Raw genomic sequence first — 15,838 nt, 5'->3', positions numbered from 1 at the left:
ATAGGTAAAAATGATAAAATAAAACATATTAAACAAGAGGAGTGTCACATGACAAAAGCTAACTTTGGTGTCGTTGGTATGGCCGTAATGGGTCGTAACCTTGCCCTAAATATCGAATCTCGTGGCTATACAGTTGCCATTTACAACCGTAGTAAAGAAAAAACAGAAGACGTAATTGCTTGCCATCCTGAAAAGAACTTTGTACCTAGCTACGATGTAGAGTCTTTCGTTCAATCTATCGAAAAACCTCGTCGTATCATGCTGATGGTTCAAGCTGGACCTGGTACAGACGCAACTATCCAAGCCCTTCTTCCACACCTTGACAAGGGTGATATCTTGATTGACGGAGGAAACACTTTCTACAAAGATACCATCCGTCGTAATGAAGAATTGGCAAACTCTGGTATCAACTTTATCGGTACAGGGGTTTCTGGTGGTGAAAAAGGTGCCCTTGAAGGTCCTTCTATCATGCCTGGTGGACAAAAAGAAGCCTATGAATTGGTTGCTGATGTTCTTGAAGAAATCTCAGCTAAAGCACCAGAAGATGGCAAACCATGTGTGACTTACATCGGTCCTGATGGAGCTGGTCACTATGTGAAAATGGTTCACAACGGTATCGAGTATGGTGACATGCAATTGATCGCAGAAAGCTATGATCTCATGCAACACTTGCTTGGTCTTTCTGCAGAAGACATGGCTGAAATCTTTACTGAGTGGAACAAGGGTGAGTTGGACAGCTACTTGATCGAAATCACAGCTGATATCTTGAGCCGTAAAGACGATGAAGGTCAAGATGGCCCAATCGTAGACTACATCCTTGATGCCGCAGGTAATAAGGGAACTGGTAAATGGACTAGCCAATCATCACTTGACCTTGGTGTGCCATTGTCACTTATCACTGAGTCAGTATTTGCTCGCTACATCTCTACATACAAAGAAGAGCGTGTACATGCTAGCAAGGTGCTTCCAAAACCAGCTGCCTTCAAGTTTGAAGGTGACAAGGCTGAGTTGATTGAAAAAATCCGTCAAGCCCTTTACTTCTCAAAAATCATTTCATACGCACAAGGTTTTGCTCAATTGCGTGTGGCATCTAAAGAAAACAACTGGAACTTGCCATTTGCGGACATCGCATCTATCTGGCGTGATGGCTGTATCATCCGTTCTCGTTTCTTGCAAAAGATCACAGATGCTTACAACCGTGATGCAGACCTTGCAAACCTTCTTTTGGATGAATACTTCTTGGATGTAACCGCTAAGTACCAACAAGCAGTTCGTGATATCGTAGCTCTTGCTGTTCAAGCTGGTGTACCAGTGCCAACTTTCTCAGCAGCTATTACTTACTTTGATAGCTATCGTTCAGCTGACCTTCCTGCTAACTTGATCCAAGCACAACGTGACTACTTCGGTGCTCACACTTACCAACGTAAAGACAAAGAAGGAACATTCCACTACTCTTGGTATGACGAAAAATAAGTAGGTCTGCCATGGGGAAACGGATTTTATTACTTGAGAAAGAACGAAATCTCGCTCATTTTCTCAGTCTGGAGCTCCAAAAAGAGCAATACCGTGTTGATCTGGTCGAGGAGGGGCAAAAAGCCCTCTCCATGGCTCTCCAGACAGATTATGACTTGATTTTACTGAATGCTCGTCTGGGGGATATGACGGCCCAGGATTTTGCAGACAAGCTGAGTCGGACAAAACCTGCCTCAGTGATCATGGTCTTGGACCATCGCGAAGAATTGCAAGACCAGATTGAGACAATCCAGCGCTTCGCCGTTTCTTACATCTATAAGCCAGTGATTATTGATAATCTAGTAGCTCGTATTTCAGCGATTTTTCGAGGTCGGGACTTTATCGACCAACACTGTAGTCAGATGAAGGTCCCAACGTCTTACCGCAACCTACGTATGGATGTAGAACATCATACCGTTTATCGTGGCGAGGAGATGATTGCTCTGACGCGCCGTGAGTATGACCTTTTGGCTACTCTCATGGGAAGCAAGAAAGTCTTGACTCGTGAGCAGTTGTTGGAAAGTGTTTGGAAGTACGAAAGTGCGACAGAGACCAATATCGTGGATGTTTATATCCGTTATCTACGTAGCAAGCTTGACGTAAAAGGTCAAAAAAGCTACATTAAAACCGTGCGTGGTGTTGGTTACACCATGCAAGAATAGAAAGGCAGTTGCAGTTGTGTAACTGCTTTTTTTGAGAAGTTCTATATATTGACATACAGTCAGGTCTTTGCTACAATCAATTATGGAGGAAAGATCTAATGAAAAAATTTAAAATAATGATGCAAGTTGGACTCGCAGTCTTTTTCTTTGCTTTGCTAGCGACAAATACAGTATTTGCGGATGATTCTGATTCAGAAGGCTGGAAATTTGTCCAAGAAAATGGTAGAACCTACTACAAGAAGGGTGAGATCAAAGAAACGGCCTGGAGAGTGATTGATGGCAAGTACTATTATTTTGATCATGTATCAGGTGAGATGGTTGTTGGATGGCAGTATATTCCCATGCCAGATAAAGGTAGTACAATTGGTCCTTACCCAAATGGTATCAGATTAGAATATATGCCAATGTCAAGATGGTACTACTTTAATCAAGATGGCGTACTACAAGAGTTTGTTGGTAAGCAAGTTTTAGAAGCAAAAACTGATACAAATATCGATAAATATCATGGTGAACAATATGATAGCCCAGCAGAGAAACGAGTCTATTATTTTGAAGACCAACGAAGTTATCACACCTTAAAAACTGGTTGGGTATATGACGACGGGCAATGGTATTATTTACAAAAGAATGGCGGATTCGAATCTCGTATCAACAGTTTAAAGGTCGGAGAACTAACGCGTGGCTGGATAAACGATGATTCGACTTGGTACTACCTAGATCCAACAACTGGTATTATGCAGACTGGTTGGGAATATCTGGGTAATAAGTGGTACTACCTCCGTTCCTCAGGAGCTATGGCGACTGGCTGGTATCAGGAAGGTTCAACTTGGTATTATCTAGATGCTCAAAATGGAGATATGAAGACAGGCTGGGCTTATGTCGGTAACAAGTGGTACTATCTCCGTTCCTCAGGAGCTATGGCGACAGGTTGGTTGAAAGATGGTTCGACTTGGTACTACCTACATGCAAGTAATGGGGATATGAAGACAGGCTGGTTCCAGGTCGGAGGGAAATGGTACTACGCTTATAGCTCAGGTGCTTTAGCAGTGAATACGACTGTAGATGGCTACTACGTCAACTATAATGGCGAATGGGTTCAATAATGAAAGAGGCGATTGTGAAGGAAACAATCGCTTTTTTTGTGAAAATATAATAAAATAGATAGGAGAAAATACTACTGTATGAAATGAGACGGTCTTTTCGTCTGGTTAAAGGAAAACATGACAAAAAAAGTTGGTGTCGGTCAGGCACATAGTAAGATTATTTTAATAGGGGAGCATGCGGTCGTTTACGGCTATCCTGCCATTTCCCTACCTCTCTTAGAGGTGGAAGTGACTTGTAAGGTAGTCCCTTCTGAAAGTCCATGGCGTCTTTATGAGGAAGATACCTTGTCCATGGCGGTGTATGCTTCACTTGAACATCTAAATATCAAGGATGCCTGCATTCGATGTGTGATCGACTCGGCTATCCCTGAAAAACGGGGGATGGGTTCGTCAGCTGCTATCAGCATAGCAGCCATTCGAGCTGTTTTTGACTACTATCAAGCCGACCTGCCTCATCATGTACTAGAAATCTTGGTCAATCGGGCTGAGATGATTGCCCATATGAATCCGAGTGGTTTGGATGCCAAGACTTGTCTCAGTAATCGACCTATTCGCTTTATCAAGAATCTTGGTTTTACAGAGCTTGAGATGGACCTATCCGCTTATTTGGTGATTGCAGATACAGGCGTTTATGGTCATACACGCGAAGCCATCCAAGTGGTTCAAAGCAAGGGCAAGGATGCTTTGTCGTTTTTGCATGCTTTGGGAGAATTGACCCAGAAGGCAGAAGAGGTGATCAGACAAAAAGATGCTGAAGGATTGGGACAAATCTTCAGTCAAGCGCATTTACATCTAAAAGAAATTGGTGTTAGTAGCCCTGAAGCAGATTCCCTCGTTGAAACGGCTCTGAGCCACGGTGCTCTGGGTGCCAAGATGAGTGGTGGTGGGCTAGGAGGCTGTATTATCGCCTTGGTAGCCAATCTGGACCAAGCACAAGAACTAGCAAAACGATTAGAAGAGAAAGGAGCTGTTCAGACATGGATCGAGAGCCTGTAACAGTACGTTCCTACGCAAATATTGCCATTATCAAATATTGGGGAAAGAAAAAAGAAAAAGAGATGGTTCCTGCTACTAGCAGTATCTCTCTGACTTTGGAAAATATGTACACAGAGACGACCTTGTCGCCTCTACCGACGGATGCGACGGCTGATACATTTTATATCAATGGTCAGCTACAAAATGAGGCCGAGCATGCCAAGATGAGCAAGATCATCGACCGCTATCGTCCAGCAGGTGAGGGCTTTGTCCGTATCGATACCCAAAACAACATGCCTACTGCAGCGGGATTGTCCTCTAGTTCTAGTGGTTTGTCCGCCTTGGTCAAGGCATGCAATGCTTATTTCCAGCTTGGTTTGGATCGGAGTCAGTTGGCACAGGAGGCTAAGTTTGCCTCAGGCTCTTCCTCTCGGAGTTTTTATGGACCGCTAGGTGCTTGGGATAAGGATAGTGGAGAGATTTACCCTGTAGAGACAGACTTGAAACTAGCTATGATTATGTTGGTGCTAGAGGACAAGAAAAAACCAATCTCTAGCCGTGATGGGATGAAACTCTGTGTGGAAACCTCGACGACCTTTGATGACTGGGTGCGCCAGTCTGAGAAAGATTATCAGGAGATGCTGGTTTATCTCAAAGAAAATGACTTTGCCAAGGTTGGAGAATTAACGGAGAGAAATGCCCTTGCTATGCACGCTACGACCAAAACTGCTAGTCCAGCCTTTTCATATCTGACGGATGCGTCCTATGAAGCTATGGACTTTGTCCGCCAACTTCGTGAGCAAGGAGAAGTCTGCTACTTTACTATGGATGCTGGCCCCAATGTTAAAGTCCTCTGTCAAGAGGAAGACTTGGAGCATTTATCAGAAATCTTCGGTCAACGTTATCGCTTGATTGTGTCAAAAACAAAGGATTTGAGCCAAGATGATTGCTGTTAAAACTTGCGGAAAACTCTATTGGGCAGGGGAGTATGCTATTTTAGAGTCAGGACAGTTAGCCTTGATAAAGGCTATACCCATCTATATGAGGGCTGAGATTGCCTTTTCTGATAGCTACCATATCTATTCAGATATGTTTGATTTCGTAGTGGACTTGACGCCAAATCCTGCCTACAGTTTGATTCAAGAAACGATCGCTTTGATGGATGACTTCCTCGCTGTTCGCGGTCAGGCTTTGCAACCTTTTTCCTTGGAAATCCGTGGAAAAATGGAACGGGAAGGGAAAAAGTTCGGTCTGGGTTCTAGCGGCAGCGTCGTTGTCTTGGTTATCAAGGCTCTGCTGGCTCTATATGATATTACGGTTGATCAGGAACTCTTATTCAAGTTAGCTAGCGCTGTTTTGCTCGAGCGAGGCGACAATGGTTCCATGGGAGACCTTGCTTGTATTGTGGCAGAGGATTTGGTTCTCTACCAGTCATTTGATCGCCAAAAGGTGGCTGCGTGGTTGGAAGAAGAAAATTTGGCGACAGTTTTGGAGCGTGACTGGGGCTTTTCTATCTCACAAGTAAAACCAGGTTTAGAATGTGATTTCCTAGTGGGATGGACTAAGGAAGTGGCTGTATCGAGTCAAATGGTTCAGCAAATCAAGCAAAACATAGACCAGAACTTTTTAACTTCTTCAAAAGCAACAGTGGTTACTTTGGTAGATGCCTTGGAGCAGGGGAGAGCAGAAGAAATAATTAATCAGGTGGAAACAGCCAGCCAGCTTTTAGAAGGCTTGAGCGCAGATATTTACACGCCTTCGCTTAGACAGCTGAAAGAAGCAAGCCAAGATTTACAGGCCGTTGCCAAGAGTAGCGGGGCTGGTGGTGGTGACTGTGGCATTGCCTTGAGTTTTGATGTGCAATCAACCGAAACCTTAAAAAATCGTTGGGCCAATCTGGGGATTGAGCTCTTATACCAAGAAAGGATAGGACATGACGACAAATCGTAAGGACGAGCATATCCGCTATGCCCTTGAGCAGAAAAGTTCCTATAATAGCTTTGATGAGGTGGAGTTGATTCATTCTTCCTTGCCTCTTTATGACCTGGATGAGATTGATCTGTCGACAGAATTTGCTGGTCGAAAATGGGACTTTCCCTTTTATATCAATGCCATGACAGGTGGGAGCGATAAGGGGAGAGAAATCAATCAAAATCTGGCTCAAGTGGCGGAAGCCTGTGGGATTTTGTTTGTGACGGGATCTTATAGCGCAGCCCTAAAAAATCCTACAGATAATTCTTTTTCTGTCAAATCTAGCCATCCAAATCTCCTCCTTGGAACCAATATTGGCTTGGACAAGCCTGTTGGACTTGGTTTGCAGACTGTGACGGAGATGAATCCGCTACTTTTACAAGTGCATGTCAATGTTATGCAGGAATTACTCATGCCCGAGGGAGAAAGAAAGTTTCGAAGCTGGCAATCTCATCTGGCAGACTATAGCAAGCAAATCCCTGTTCCCATTGTCTTAAAAGAAGTAGGCTTTGGAATGGATGCCAAGACCATCGAGAGAGCCTATGAACTGGGTGTTCGAACGGTTGACCTGTCAGGTCGTGGTGGCACCAGCTTTGCCTATATCGAAAACCGTCGCAGTGGTCAGCGTGATTACCTCAATCAATGGGGCCAGTCTACTATGCAAGCCCTCCTCAATGCCCAAGGCTGGAAAGACAAGGTCGAACTCTTGGTCAGTGGAGGTGTTCGGAATCCGCTAGATATGATTAAGTGCTTGGTCTTTGGTGCCAAGGCTGTAGGACTGTCACGTACCGTTCTGGAATTGGTTGAAAGCTATACCGTCGAAGAAGTGATTGGTATTGTTCAAGGCTGGAAAGAAGATCTGCGTTTGATCATGTGTGCCCTTAATTGTGCAACCATAGCGGATCTGCAAAACGTAGACTATATTCTTTATGGCAAACTCAAAGAAGCAAAAGATCAGATGTAGAGAGGTCGGGACAAGAATCCCGCCCTTTTTTGTATCTCTTTGTCAACAACCGTAGTGGGCTGCTGCAACCTAGCTAGTACGGGCGATTTCTGTCCTATTGTCTTTTTCCATCCTCAGACCGAGGTGACTTTTTTGAATTGTGATAAAATAGAAGGGAGAGGATGCGTCTATGAAAAAATTTCAAATCTTTTTATTTATTGAATCCTGTCTATTGACGGGAGCTCTGATTTTGATGGTATCAGAGCATTTTTCGCGTTTTCTACTGATTTTATTCCTCTTTCTTCTCCTGATACGCTATTATGCAGGCAAAGAGGGCAATAACTTTCTTCTCCTTGTGGCTACCATTCTTTTCTTTTTCATCGTCATGCTCAATCCCTTTGTGATTTTAGCTATCTTTGTAGCGGTGATCTACAGTCTCTTTCTTCTCTATCCGATGATGAATCAAGAAAGAGAGGAGACCGACTTGGTCTTTGAAGAGGTGGTGACGGTTAAAAATGAAAAGAATCGCTGGTTTGGCAATCTCCATCATTTCTCTAGTCACCAGACTTGCCAGTTTGACGATATCAACCTCTTTCGCCTCATGGGTAAGGACACTATTCATCTGGAAAGAGTTATCCTAACCAATCATGACAATGTCATTATCCTTAGAAAGATGGTCGGAACGACTAGGATTATCGTACCTGTAGATGTGGAAATCAGCCTCAGTGTTAACTGTCTTTATGGAGATCTTACCTTCCTCCATCAACCTAAGAGATCCCTCCGCAATGAACACTATCATCAGGAAACCAGAGACTACCTCAAGAGTAACAAGAGCGTCAAGATTTTCCTAACTACTATGGTTGGCGATGTGGAGGTGGTCAGAGGATGAAAAAGCAATCGTATCTGTTAATCGGGCTGACTTCTTTCCTCTTTATCCTCTTTTTGACCAATAGTCTGCTTGATATTTTAAATCTTGATTGGTCCTATTTGCTACAGGATATCGAGAAAACAGAGAAACTCATCTTCTTGATCTTGGTCTTTAGCCTTTCCATGACCTTCTTTTTTGTCCTCTTTTGGCGCGTGATAGAAGAAGTCTCTCGCAGAAAAATGCAAGTCAATCTCAAGCGACTGTTAGCAGGAAAAGAGGTGGTTGCCTTTGCAGATCCAGACTTGGATGCCAGTTTTAAGTCCTTGTCTGGCAAGCTTAACCTCTTGACAGAGGCTGTTCAAAAGGCTGAAAATCAAAGCCTGGTCAAGGAAGAAGCAATCATCGAGAAAGAACGAAAGCGGATAGCACGTGACCTTCACGATACAGTTAGTCAGGAGTTGTTTGCGGCCCATATGATTTTATCAGGTGTCAGTCAGCAGGCTTTGAAGCTGGATAGAGAAAAGATGCAGACCCAGTTGCAAAGTGTCGCAGCTATCCTAGAAACAGCCCAGAAAGATTTGCGGGTCTTGCTCCTACATTTGCGACCTGTTGAGTTGGAAGAGAAGAGTTTGATTGAGGGGATTCAAATCCTCTTAAAAGAGCTTGAGGACAAGAGTGATCTCAAGGTTAGTCTCAAGCAAAATGTGTCTAAATTGCCCAAGAAGATTGAGGAACATATCTTCCGCATTTTGCAGGAGTTGATCAGCAATACCCTCCGCCATTCCCAGGCATCTTGCTTAGATGTCTACCTCTATCAGACAGATGTTGAATTGCAGCTGAAAGTGGTGGACAATGGGATTGGTTTCCAGTTAGGGAGTTTAGACGACTTGAGTTATGGACTGCGAAATATCAAGGAGCGGGTTGAAGATATGGCAGGAACGGTTCAACTCTTGACAGCTTCCAAGCAAGGACTGGCGGTCGATATCCGTATTCCCCTGCTAGACAAGGAATGATAAAGGAGTAGAGATGAAAATTTTACTGGTAGATGACCATGAAATGGTCCGATTGGGCTTGAAAAGCTACTTTGACCTTCAAGAAGATGTAGAAGTTGTGGGAGAGGCGGCTAACGGTGTCCAAGGGATTTCCTTGGCCTTGGAACTGCGTCCAGATGTTATTGTCATGGATATTGTTATGCCTGAGATGAATGGGATTGATGCAACCTTAGCCATCCTCAAAGAATGGCCTGAAGCCAAGATTTTGATTGTGACCTCTTACCTAGACAATGAAAAAATCATGCCGGTCTTGAACGCTGGTGCTAGGGGCTATATGCTCAAGACTTCTAGCGCAGATGAATTGCTGCACGCTGTTCGTAAGGTAGCTGCAGGAGAGTTGGCCATTGAGCAAGAGGTCAGCAAGAAAGTCGAATACCACCGCAATCATATGGAACTTCATGAGGATCTGACTGCGCGTGAGCGAGACGTGCTTCAACTCATCGCTAAGGGATACGAAAATCAGCGCATCGCAGACGAACTCTTCATCTCACTCAAGACGGTCAAGACCCATGTGTCCAACATCCTAGCCAAGCTTGAGGTCAGTGATCGTACTCAGGCTGCAGTCTATGCCTTTCAGCACCACTTGGTAGGGCATGAGGACTTTTAGATGAGTCTTGCAGATTTACTTGAGGAGCTAGAAGCAGCGAAAGATCCGCATAAAGCTACTCCCATGGAAGCCTATATGCGCCATCAATTTCCCTTTCTAGGTATTGCAGGTCCTGAAAGAAATGCCCTCTATAAAAAGTATTTTCCAAGCGCGAAAAAAACAAAGATGATCGATTGGGATTTTGTAGACACTTGCTGGGAAAAGGAGCCTAGAGAATACCAATATGTGGGTGCCAACTATTTGAAAGCCATACAGTCTTATCTAACGAAGGACGATTTGCCTAAACTTGAGCGTCTGGTCATGACCAAGTCCTGGTGGGACACGGTAGATATCTTAGATCGAGTAGTAGGAAGTTTGGTAGCCGACCATCAGGAACTTGAAGAAGTGATTTTAAAATGGAGCCTATCAGATAATATCTGGCTGAGACGAGTCGCTATTGACCACCAGTTGTTAAGAAAAGAGAAAACGAATGTCCAACTGATGGAAAAGATCCTGGTCAACAATCTGGACCAGACAGAATTTTTCATCAACAAAGCCATCGGCTGGGCACTAAGAGACTACTCCAAAACCAATCCAGACTGGGTAGCAAGCTTCATCGAAAAAAACAAGGAAAAAATGGCTGAACTTAGTATCAAGGAAGCCAGCAAATACCTTTAGCATCGTTGAAAAGCGTATTCATTACTTGAAAAAAGTCGCTCGTTTATGTTATAATAGACTGTATTTAAAAAATTTTAAGGAGAAATGACAGAATGTCTGTATCATTTGAAAACAAAGAAACAAACCGTGGTGTCTTGACTTTCACTATCTCTCAAGACCAAATCAAACCAGAAGTGGACCGTGTATTTAACTCAGTAAAGAAAACTCTTAACGTTCCAGGTTTCCGTAAAGGTCACCTTCCACGTCCTATCTTTGATAAAAAATTTGGTGAAGAAACACTTTACCAAGATGTGTTGAACGCTCTTTTGCCAAATGCTTATGAGGCAGCTGTAAAAGAAGCTGGTCTTGAAGTAGTTGCACAACCAAAAATTGACGTGACTTCAATGGAAAAAGGTCAAGACTGGGTCATCACTGCTGAAGTCGTGACAAAACCTGAAGTAAAATTGGGTGACTACAAAAACCTTGAAGTATCAGTAGATGTAGAAAAAGAAGTAACAGACGCTGACGTTGAAGAACGTATCGAACGCGAACGCAACAACTTGGCTGAATTGGTTATCAAGGAAGCTGCCGCTGAAAATGGCGACACTGTTGTTATCGACTTCGTTGGTTCTATCGACGGTGTTGAGTTCGACGGTGGAAAAGGTGAAAACTTCTCACTTGGACTTGGATCAGGTCAATTCATCCCTGGTTTCGAAGACCAATTGGTTGGACACTCAGCTGGCGAAACTGTTGCCGTTGTCGTAACATTCCCAGAAGACTACCAAGCAGAAGATCTTGCAGGTAAAGAAGCTAAATTCGTGACAACTATCCACGAAGTAAAAGCAAAAGAAGTTCCAGCTCTTGACGATGAACTTGCAAAAGACATTGATGAAGAAGTGGAAACACTTGCTGAATTGAAAGAAAAATACCGCAAAGAATTGACTGCTGCGAAAGAAGAAGCATACAAAGATGCCCTTGAAGGTGCAGCAATCGATAAAGCTGTAGAAAACGCTGAAATCGTAGAACTTCCAGAAGAAATGATCCACGAAGAAGTTCACCGTTCAGTAAACGAATTCCTTGGAAACTTGCAACGTCAAGGTATCAATCCTGACATGTACTTCCAAATCACTGGAACTACTCAAGAGGACCTTCACAAACAATACGAAGCAGAAGCTGAGTCACGTACGAAGACTAACCTTGTAATCGAAGCAGTTGCCAAAGCTGAAGGATTTGACGCTACTGAAGAAGAAATCCAAAAAGAAATCGAACAATTGGCTACAACTTACAATATGGAAGTGGCGCAAGTTCAAAACTTGCTTTCAGCTGATATGTTGAAACACGATATCGCAATCAAAAAAGCTGTTGAATTGATCACAAATACAGCAACAGTAAAATAATCTTGAAAGAGAAAAAGCCCACCTGATTAGGTGGGTTTTCTGATGCTCTATTTTCCAAAAATCTCTTTGAGGTCTGCATCTGTAATCCCGATCATTGCTGGGATGCTAGACCAGTTTTCCTCAGTGAGGATGTAGGATAGAGGAGAATTCTCATGATTTGTCGTTTGGCTAGGAACGGGGCTGGTTTGTTCAGATGATTCAACCAGATCCTTGAAGCGCTCAATCAGATAGGTCTTGCGGGCAGTCCCGATATGCTTGACTGCATAGTCAAAGGCCTGTAATTCACCAAGAAGGATAAGCTTGCTCTTGGCACGTGTGATAGCTGTGTAGATGAGATTGCGTTCCAGCATGCGCTTGCTAGCACTGGTGATGGGCAGGATGACAACAGGAAACTCACTTCCCTGAGACTTATGAATACTCATGGCATAGGCTAGTCGAATCTTGTACCATTCGTTACGTGGGTAGACGACCTCATTGCCATCAAAATCAATGACAATCTCGTCTTGTTTGGACTCGGTGTATTTTCCAGGAATCAGGTCTGTGATGTAGCCTAGGTCTCCGTTAAAGACATTGACTTCAGCGTCGTTGACTAGGTGAATGACCTTGTCCCCTGTTCGATAGTGACACTGAGTTGTTTCAAAGCTAACCTGTCCCTTTTGAAGAGGATTGAGCAGGTCTTGCATGAGTTGGTTGATGGCGTCAATGCCAGCAGTACCTCGATACATAGGCGCTAGCACCTGAATATCACGAGCCGGAATGGCACTTCTGAGGGCGGCACCGAGGATCTTCTCAATGGTAGCTGGGATATGACCACTAGCGATTTCAAAGTAGGAGCGGTCTGCTTTTTTCTGAGTAAAGTCAGTTGGCAAGATGCCTTGTCGAATCTGGCTAGCCAAGGTAACGATAGTTGATTCCTCGCTCTGACGATAAATCCGTTCCAAACGTGTCTGCGGAATCAGGGGTATCTGGAGCAGGTCAGCTAGGACTTGTCCAGGACTGACAGAAGGCAGCTGGTCGCTATCACCCACGATGAGAATTTTACTGTTAGAAGAGATGTTGGAGAAGAGTTGGTTGGCTAACCAAGTGTCTACCATGGAGAATTCATCCACGATAATAAAGTCAGCATCCAGATAATCTTCCAGATGACTGGTATCATCGTCACCTGTCATTCCCAAGTGGCGGTGTATAGTAGCGCTAGGCAAACCTGTCAATTCATTCATACGGCGGGCTGCTCGGCCAGTTGGGGCAGCGAGAAGAATAGGTAAGTTGCTTTTTTTCCTTAGGTCAAGTCCTTCTAAGAGGGCATAGACAGCGATAATCCCATTGATAACAGTCGTCTTACCTGTGCCAGGTCCACCTGTTAGGATAAAGACCTTATTCTGGATAGCGTCGCAGATAGCCTGTTTTTGGATGCTATCATACTCAATACCCAGTTCTTCCTCAACACTAGCGATATGCTTTTGAATGGTTTCTAAATCCTGACTTTTCTGCTTTCCTTTTTCAAGGATACGAACCAAGTGACTGCGAATGCCTTCTTCGGCGAAAAAGAGGCTGTTATCAAAGATTTTGGTATCAATCTGCTGAACCTTGTCTTCTTCGATGAGGTAGGAAAGCTCTTGAGCAACTTGGCTGGGGTCCAATTCTACGGGTCGGGAAGACTCGAGGAGAGTCAGGGTCTGTTCCAGCAAATTTCGGGCTTCTATGTAGGTATCGCCTGTATCCATACAACCTTGAAAGAGACTGTGGACAAGACCTGCACGGAAGCGCTCGGGAGCTTGGCTTTCGATGCCTAGTTCGGCGGCTAATTGGTCAGCAATGGTAAAGCCCAAACCCTTGATATCCTCAACCAATTGGTAGGGATAGTTTTCGACAATATCCAGGGTTTCGTCCTTGTAAAAGTCTTGAATCTGAAAGGCTAGTTTATTGGGAATGCCGTAGTTGGCAAGTTTAGCCAAAACCATCTCTGTCCCATAGTTGAGACGTAGGGTGGAGACAAAAGCCTCACGGTTTTTGGCAGAGAGTCCTGCAATGCTTTCCAGCTTTTCAGGATGCTCCAGAATTTCGTCTATGGTATTGTCGCCATAGGTGTCCACGATTTTCTGAGCTGTCTTGAGACCAATTCCCTTGAAATGGCTGCTAGAAAAGTATTTGACAAGCCCTTTTCGAGTCGGTTTTGCTCGTTCATAGCGGCTGATTTGTAGTTGTTCTCCGTACTTGGAGTGCTGAACGATTTGCCCCCAAAAAGTGTAGTCTTCGCCCTCAATCACGTCAGCCATAGTTCCCGTAACAATGATTTCAAAATCGTCAAAGTCCTCCGCATTGGTATCTTCGATATCTAGGAGGAGGATGCGATAAAAATTACTGACATTTTCAAAAATAATACGTTCAATGGTGCCTGAAAAATAAACTTCCATAGGTTTCCTTTTTGATAGAAAAAGAGCTGGGATAGAGCTCTCAGTTAGGCTTTTCTTGGATCTGGAACTTGGTACAAGATATCGCCAAGTTGCAATCTAATCCTAAAAGGCTAACTCAAAAAGACTATCACAGCATCTGGTTGCTGGTTTTAAAAAATTCCGATACGGTTGAGTGGCCAGAAACGGAATTTGGCTTCTCCTTTGATTTGACTGGCTTTAAAGGTTCCAACATGGCGACTGTCGCTAGAAACCAAACGGTCATCTCCAAGGAGGAGGTACTCACCCTCTGGTACAGTAAAGCTGAAGCTAGTGTTGAAATTTACATCGACAGTAAAGGCCTGAGCTTTCTGAGCAAGGCTTCTAAAATAGACACCCTTATCCCCTTCAAAGCCTTTCCCTGAATAGGTGCTTTGTAGTTTATCATTTTTAAACTGTTGGAGGTAGTCTGCTAGGTAAGGTTCGTCGGTTTCTTGATTGTTGATAAAGAGCTTATCGTTTTCGTAGCGGATGGTATCTCCAGGCATACCGATGACCCTTTTGACAATGTCTTTATTTCCATCCTCCTCATGGGCAACAACGATGTCGAAGCGGTCAATTGGGAGGTGTTTAACGACAAAGAGAATCTCACCATCAGCTAGAGTCGGATCCATAGAGTGCCCTTCCACACGGACATTGGTCCAGAGAAAGAGACGACTAAGACCAACTAGTATAATGATAAGGAACGTAAGTCCCCACTCTTTTAGAAATGTTTTAAAATAATTCATAACTTACCTTTCTAGAAGTGCTTTGGCTTTTTCAGTGTTTTTAAAATGAAGTTTGGCACAGAAGTTGAGCCCCTTCATACCATAGGCCTGAAGGATTTTGCTAGCAACCTTATCAGAAGCAGTTCCAGCGCCGCTTGGCAGTTGGTAGCCTAGTTCTCGTCCAAGATTTTCCAAGTTTTCGAGGAAGAGATCCCGCGCGATGATGGAGCTGACTGCGACAGCTATGTATTTTCCCTCGGCTTTTTCTTCCAAAGTGATCTTATTTGGAAAATGATTGGCTTCTTGCGCCAAGTATTTGTTATAGTTTTTAGGACTTGTAAAAGCATCAATCACGATTTTTTCTGGCTGGACTCTTTTTTGGAGAAGGAGAAAGATAGCCTGATTGTGAAGGGCAACCTTTACAGAAACAGCATTGTAACGCTCTCCGATAACTTCGTTGTACTTGCTCGGTGAAAGGAGGAGCGCTTGATGCTGGATCTTTTCCTTGAGGATAGGGGCAATTTGACGAATCTTTTGGTCTGTCAGGGTTTTTGAATCCCCTACGCCGAGTTCTCGCAAGAAGTCGTGCTGGTCAGGTGTCACAAAGGAAGCCACGACAGCAAGCCCACCAAAGTAGGAACCATTTCCCACCTCATCAGTCCCAATCATAGGAAAATCTTGTCCACTTTTTTCTTGTTGAACTTGGTAACCAAAGAAACTGGCGTATTGCTCAGCCATTTCGCCCTGCAGGAGGACTTTCCCAGAAGTATAAATGGAAACAGTCGCCTGAGGCAGTCTCAAAAAATAGCGGATATAGGGATTTTTACTAGGAGCGAGAGCCTTCTGATATTGACTTAAAAAGCTCTGAATTTCCTGTTCACTTGGTGTGAGTGTGATACTTGCCATAGTCTCTATTGTACCACAAAAGCAGGAGAATTGGTAAAAACTGACAAAG

Annotated in this window: 15 protein-coding genes; 12 read left to right on the top strand and 3 right to left on the bottom strand. The window is 43.9% G+C overall.

Translation table 11 applies throughout. From position 1 onward, the window contains the following. Window positions 1-48: 48 nt before the first annotated feature. From gndA to tig, 12 genes are all read left to right on the top strand, one after another. A complete protein-coding gene (gene gndA, locus D8801_RS07390; RefSeq protein WP_000158802.1) occupies window positions 49-1,473 on the top strand; it encodes an NADP-dependent phosphogluconate dehydrogenase in 1,425 nt (474 codons plus the stop codon). Between the two features lie 11 nt (window positions 1,474-1,484). Next, window positions 1,485-2,174, top strand: a complete 690-nt coding sequence (locus tag D8801_RS07385; RefSeq protein WP_084860271.1) for a response regulator transcription factor — start codon at window positions 1,485-1,487, stop codon at window positions 2,172-2,174. A 98-nt stretch (window positions 2,175-2,272) separates the two neighbouring features. Beyond that, window positions 2,273-3,277 carry a choline-binding protein CbpJ gene (gene cbpJ / locus D8801_RS07380; RefSeq protein WP_125848929.1) on the top strand — a complete coding sequence of 335 codons (1,005 nt, stop codon included), beginning with the start codon at window positions 2,273-2,275 and terminating at the stop codon, window positions 3,275-3,277. Window positions 3,278-3,394: 117 nt separating this feature from the next. Beyond that, window positions 3,395-4,273, top strand: a complete 879-nt coding sequence (gene mvk / locus D8801_RS07375; RefSeq protein ID WP_125848927.1) for a mevalonate kinase — start codon at window positions 3,395-3,397, stop codon at window positions 4,271-4,273. Further along, window positions 4,255-5,208, top strand: a complete 954-nt coding sequence (mvaD, locus tag D8801_RS07370; protein WP_125848925.1) for a diphosphomevalonate decarboxylase — start codon at window positions 4,255-4,257, stop codon at window positions 5,206-5,208. Before mvk ends, mvaD begins: the two co-directional genes overlap by 19 nt. Further along, entirely contained in the window at window positions 5,195-6,202 is a 1,008-nt protein-coding gene (locus tag D8801_RS07365; protein WP_125848923.1) for a phosphomevalonate kinase, read from the top strand. The genes mvaD and D8801_RS07365 overlap by 14 nt, the downstream gene beginning before the upstream one ends. Next, a complete protein-coding gene (gene fni / locus D8801_RS07360; protein ID WP_125848922.1) occupies window positions 6,186-7,187 on the top strand; it encodes a type 2 isopentenyl-diphosphate Delta-isomerase in 1,002 nt (333 codons plus the stop codon). The genes D8801_RS07365 and fni overlap by 17 nt, the downstream gene beginning before the upstream one ends. Before the next feature lie 169 nt (window positions 7,188-7,356). Beyond that, window positions 7,357-8,055, top strand: a complete 699-nt coding sequence (liaF, locus tag D8801_RS07355) for a cell wall-active antibiotics response protein LiaF (RefSeq protein WP_125848920.1) — start codon at window positions 7,357-7,359, stop codon at window positions 8,053-8,055. Next, window positions 8,052-9,047: an envelope stress sensor histidine kinase LiaS gene (locus D8801_RS07350; RefSeq protein WP_125848918.1), complete on the top strand. Its 996-nt coding sequence runs from the start codon at window positions 8,052-8,054 to the stop codon at window positions 9,045-9,047. Before liaF ends, D8801_RS07350 begins: the two co-directional genes overlap by 4 nt. A 13-nt stretch (window positions 9,048-9,060) precedes the next feature. Continuing rightward, on the top strand, window positions 9,061-9,693 hold the full coding sequence (locus D8801_RS07345; RefSeq protein WP_125848916.1) for a response regulator transcription factor: 633 nt from the start codon (window positions 9,061-9,063) through the stop codon (window positions 9,691-9,693). Continuing rightward, window positions 9,694-10,350: a DNA alkylation repair protein gene (locus D8801_RS07340; protein WP_125848914.1), complete on the top strand. Its 657-nt coding sequence runs from the start codon at window positions 9,694-9,696 to the stop codon at window positions 10,348-10,350. It abuts the gene before it with no gap. 92 nt (window positions 10,351-10,442) lie between these two features. After that, window positions 10,443-11,726 carry a trigger factor gene (gene tig, locus D8801_RS07335; protein WP_125848912.1) on the top strand — a complete coding sequence of 428 codons (1,284 nt, stop codon included), beginning with the start codon at window positions 10,443-10,445 and terminating at the stop codon, window positions 11,724-11,726. A gap of 47 nt (window positions 11,727-11,773) precedes the next feature. Here tig and recD2 read toward each other — a convergent pair whose 3' ends face one another. The 3 genes from recD2 to rnhC all read right to left on the bottom strand — a co-directional run bounded on the left by recD2 (window position 11,774) and on the right by rnhC (window position 15,789). Beyond that, the gene (gene recD2, locus D8801_RS07330) at window positions 11,774-14,140 is read right to left on the bottom strand and encodes an SF1B family DNA helicase RecD2 (RefSeq protein ID WP_125848910.1); all 2,367 of its coding nucleotides are present in this window, start codon (window positions 14,138-14,140) and stop codon (window positions 11,774-11,776) included. Window positions 14,141-14,289: 149 nt separating this feature from the next. Then, window positions 14,290-14,904, bottom strand: coding sequence for a signal peptidase I (gene lepB / locus D8801_RS07325; protein ID WP_125848909.1), 615 nt, complete (start codon window positions 14,902-14,904; stop codon window positions 14,290-14,292). 3 nt (window positions 14,905-14,907) lie between these two features. Continuing rightward, on the bottom strand, window positions 14,908-15,789 hold the full coding sequence (rnhC, locus tag D8801_RS07320) for a ribonuclease HIII (protein ID WP_125848907.1): 882 nt from the start codon (window positions 15,787-15,789) through the stop codon (window positions 14,908-14,910). Window positions 15,790-15,838 lie beyond the last annotated feature (49 nt).

This window comes from Streptococcus oralis (genome assembly GCF_003943415.1).
In the GTDB taxonomy this organism is placed as follows: domain Bacteria; phylum Bacillota; class Bacilli; order Lactobacillales; family Streptococcaceae; genus Streptococcus; species Streptococcus oralis_BJ.
Note: the sequence above shows the minus strand (reverse complement) of the source record. Positions and strands in the feature narration are given on the sequence as shown.

Coding starts and splice junctions, on each gene's coding strand:
- gndA (WP_000158802.1), top strand. CDS start 49: ATGACAAAAGCTAACTTTGGTGTCGTTGGTATGGCCGTAATGGGTCGT.
- D8801_RS07385 (WP_084860271.1), top strand. CDS start 1,485: ATGGGGAAACGGATTTTATTACTTGAGAAAGAACGAAATCTCGCTCAT.
- cbpJ (WP_125848929.1), top strand. CDS start 2,273: ATGAAAAAATTTAAAATAATGATGCAAGTTGGACTCGCAGTCTTTTTC.
- mvk (WP_125848927.1), top strand. CDS start 3,395: ATGACAAAAAAAGTTGGTGTCGGTCAGGCACATAGTAAGATTATTTTA.
- mvaD (WP_125848925.1), top strand. CDS start 4,255: ATGGATCGAGAGCCTGTAACAGTACGTTCCTACGCAAATATTGCCATT.
- D8801_RS07365 (WP_125848923.1), top strand. CDS start 5,195: ATGATTGCTGTTAAAACTTGCGGAAAACTCTATTGGGCAGGGGAGTAT.
- fni (WP_125848922.1), top strand. CDS start 6,186: ATGACGACAAATCGTAAGGACGAGCATATCCGCTATGCCCTTGAGCAG.
- liaF (WP_125848920.1), top strand. CDS start 7,357: ATGAAAAAATTTCAAATCTTTTTATTTATTGAATCCTGTCTATTGACG.
- D8801_RS07350 (WP_125848918.1), top strand. CDS start 8,052: ATGAAAAAGCAATCGTATCTGTTAATCGGGCTGACTTCTTTCCTCTTT.
- D8801_RS07345 (WP_125848916.1), top strand. CDS start 9,061: ATGAAAATTTTACTGGTAGATGACCATGAAATGGTCCGATTGGGCTTG.
- D8801_RS07340 (WP_125848914.1), top strand. CDS start 9,694: ATGAGTCTTGCAGATTTACTTGAGGAGCTAGAAGCAGCGAAAGATCCG.
- tig (WP_125848912.1), top strand. CDS start 10,443: ATGTCTGTATCATTTGAAAACAAAGAAACAAACCGTGGTGTCTTGACT.
- recD2 (WP_125848910.1), bottom strand. CDS start 14,140: ATGGAAGTTTATTTTTCAGGCACCATTGAACGTATTATTTTTGAAAAT.
- lepB (WP_125848909.1), bottom strand. CDS start 14,904: ATGAATTATTTTAAAACATTTCTAAAAGAGTGGGGACTTACGTTCCTT.
- rnhC (WP_125848907.1), bottom strand. CDS start 15,789: ATGGCAAGTATCACACTCACACCAAGTGAACAGGAAATTCAGAGCTTT.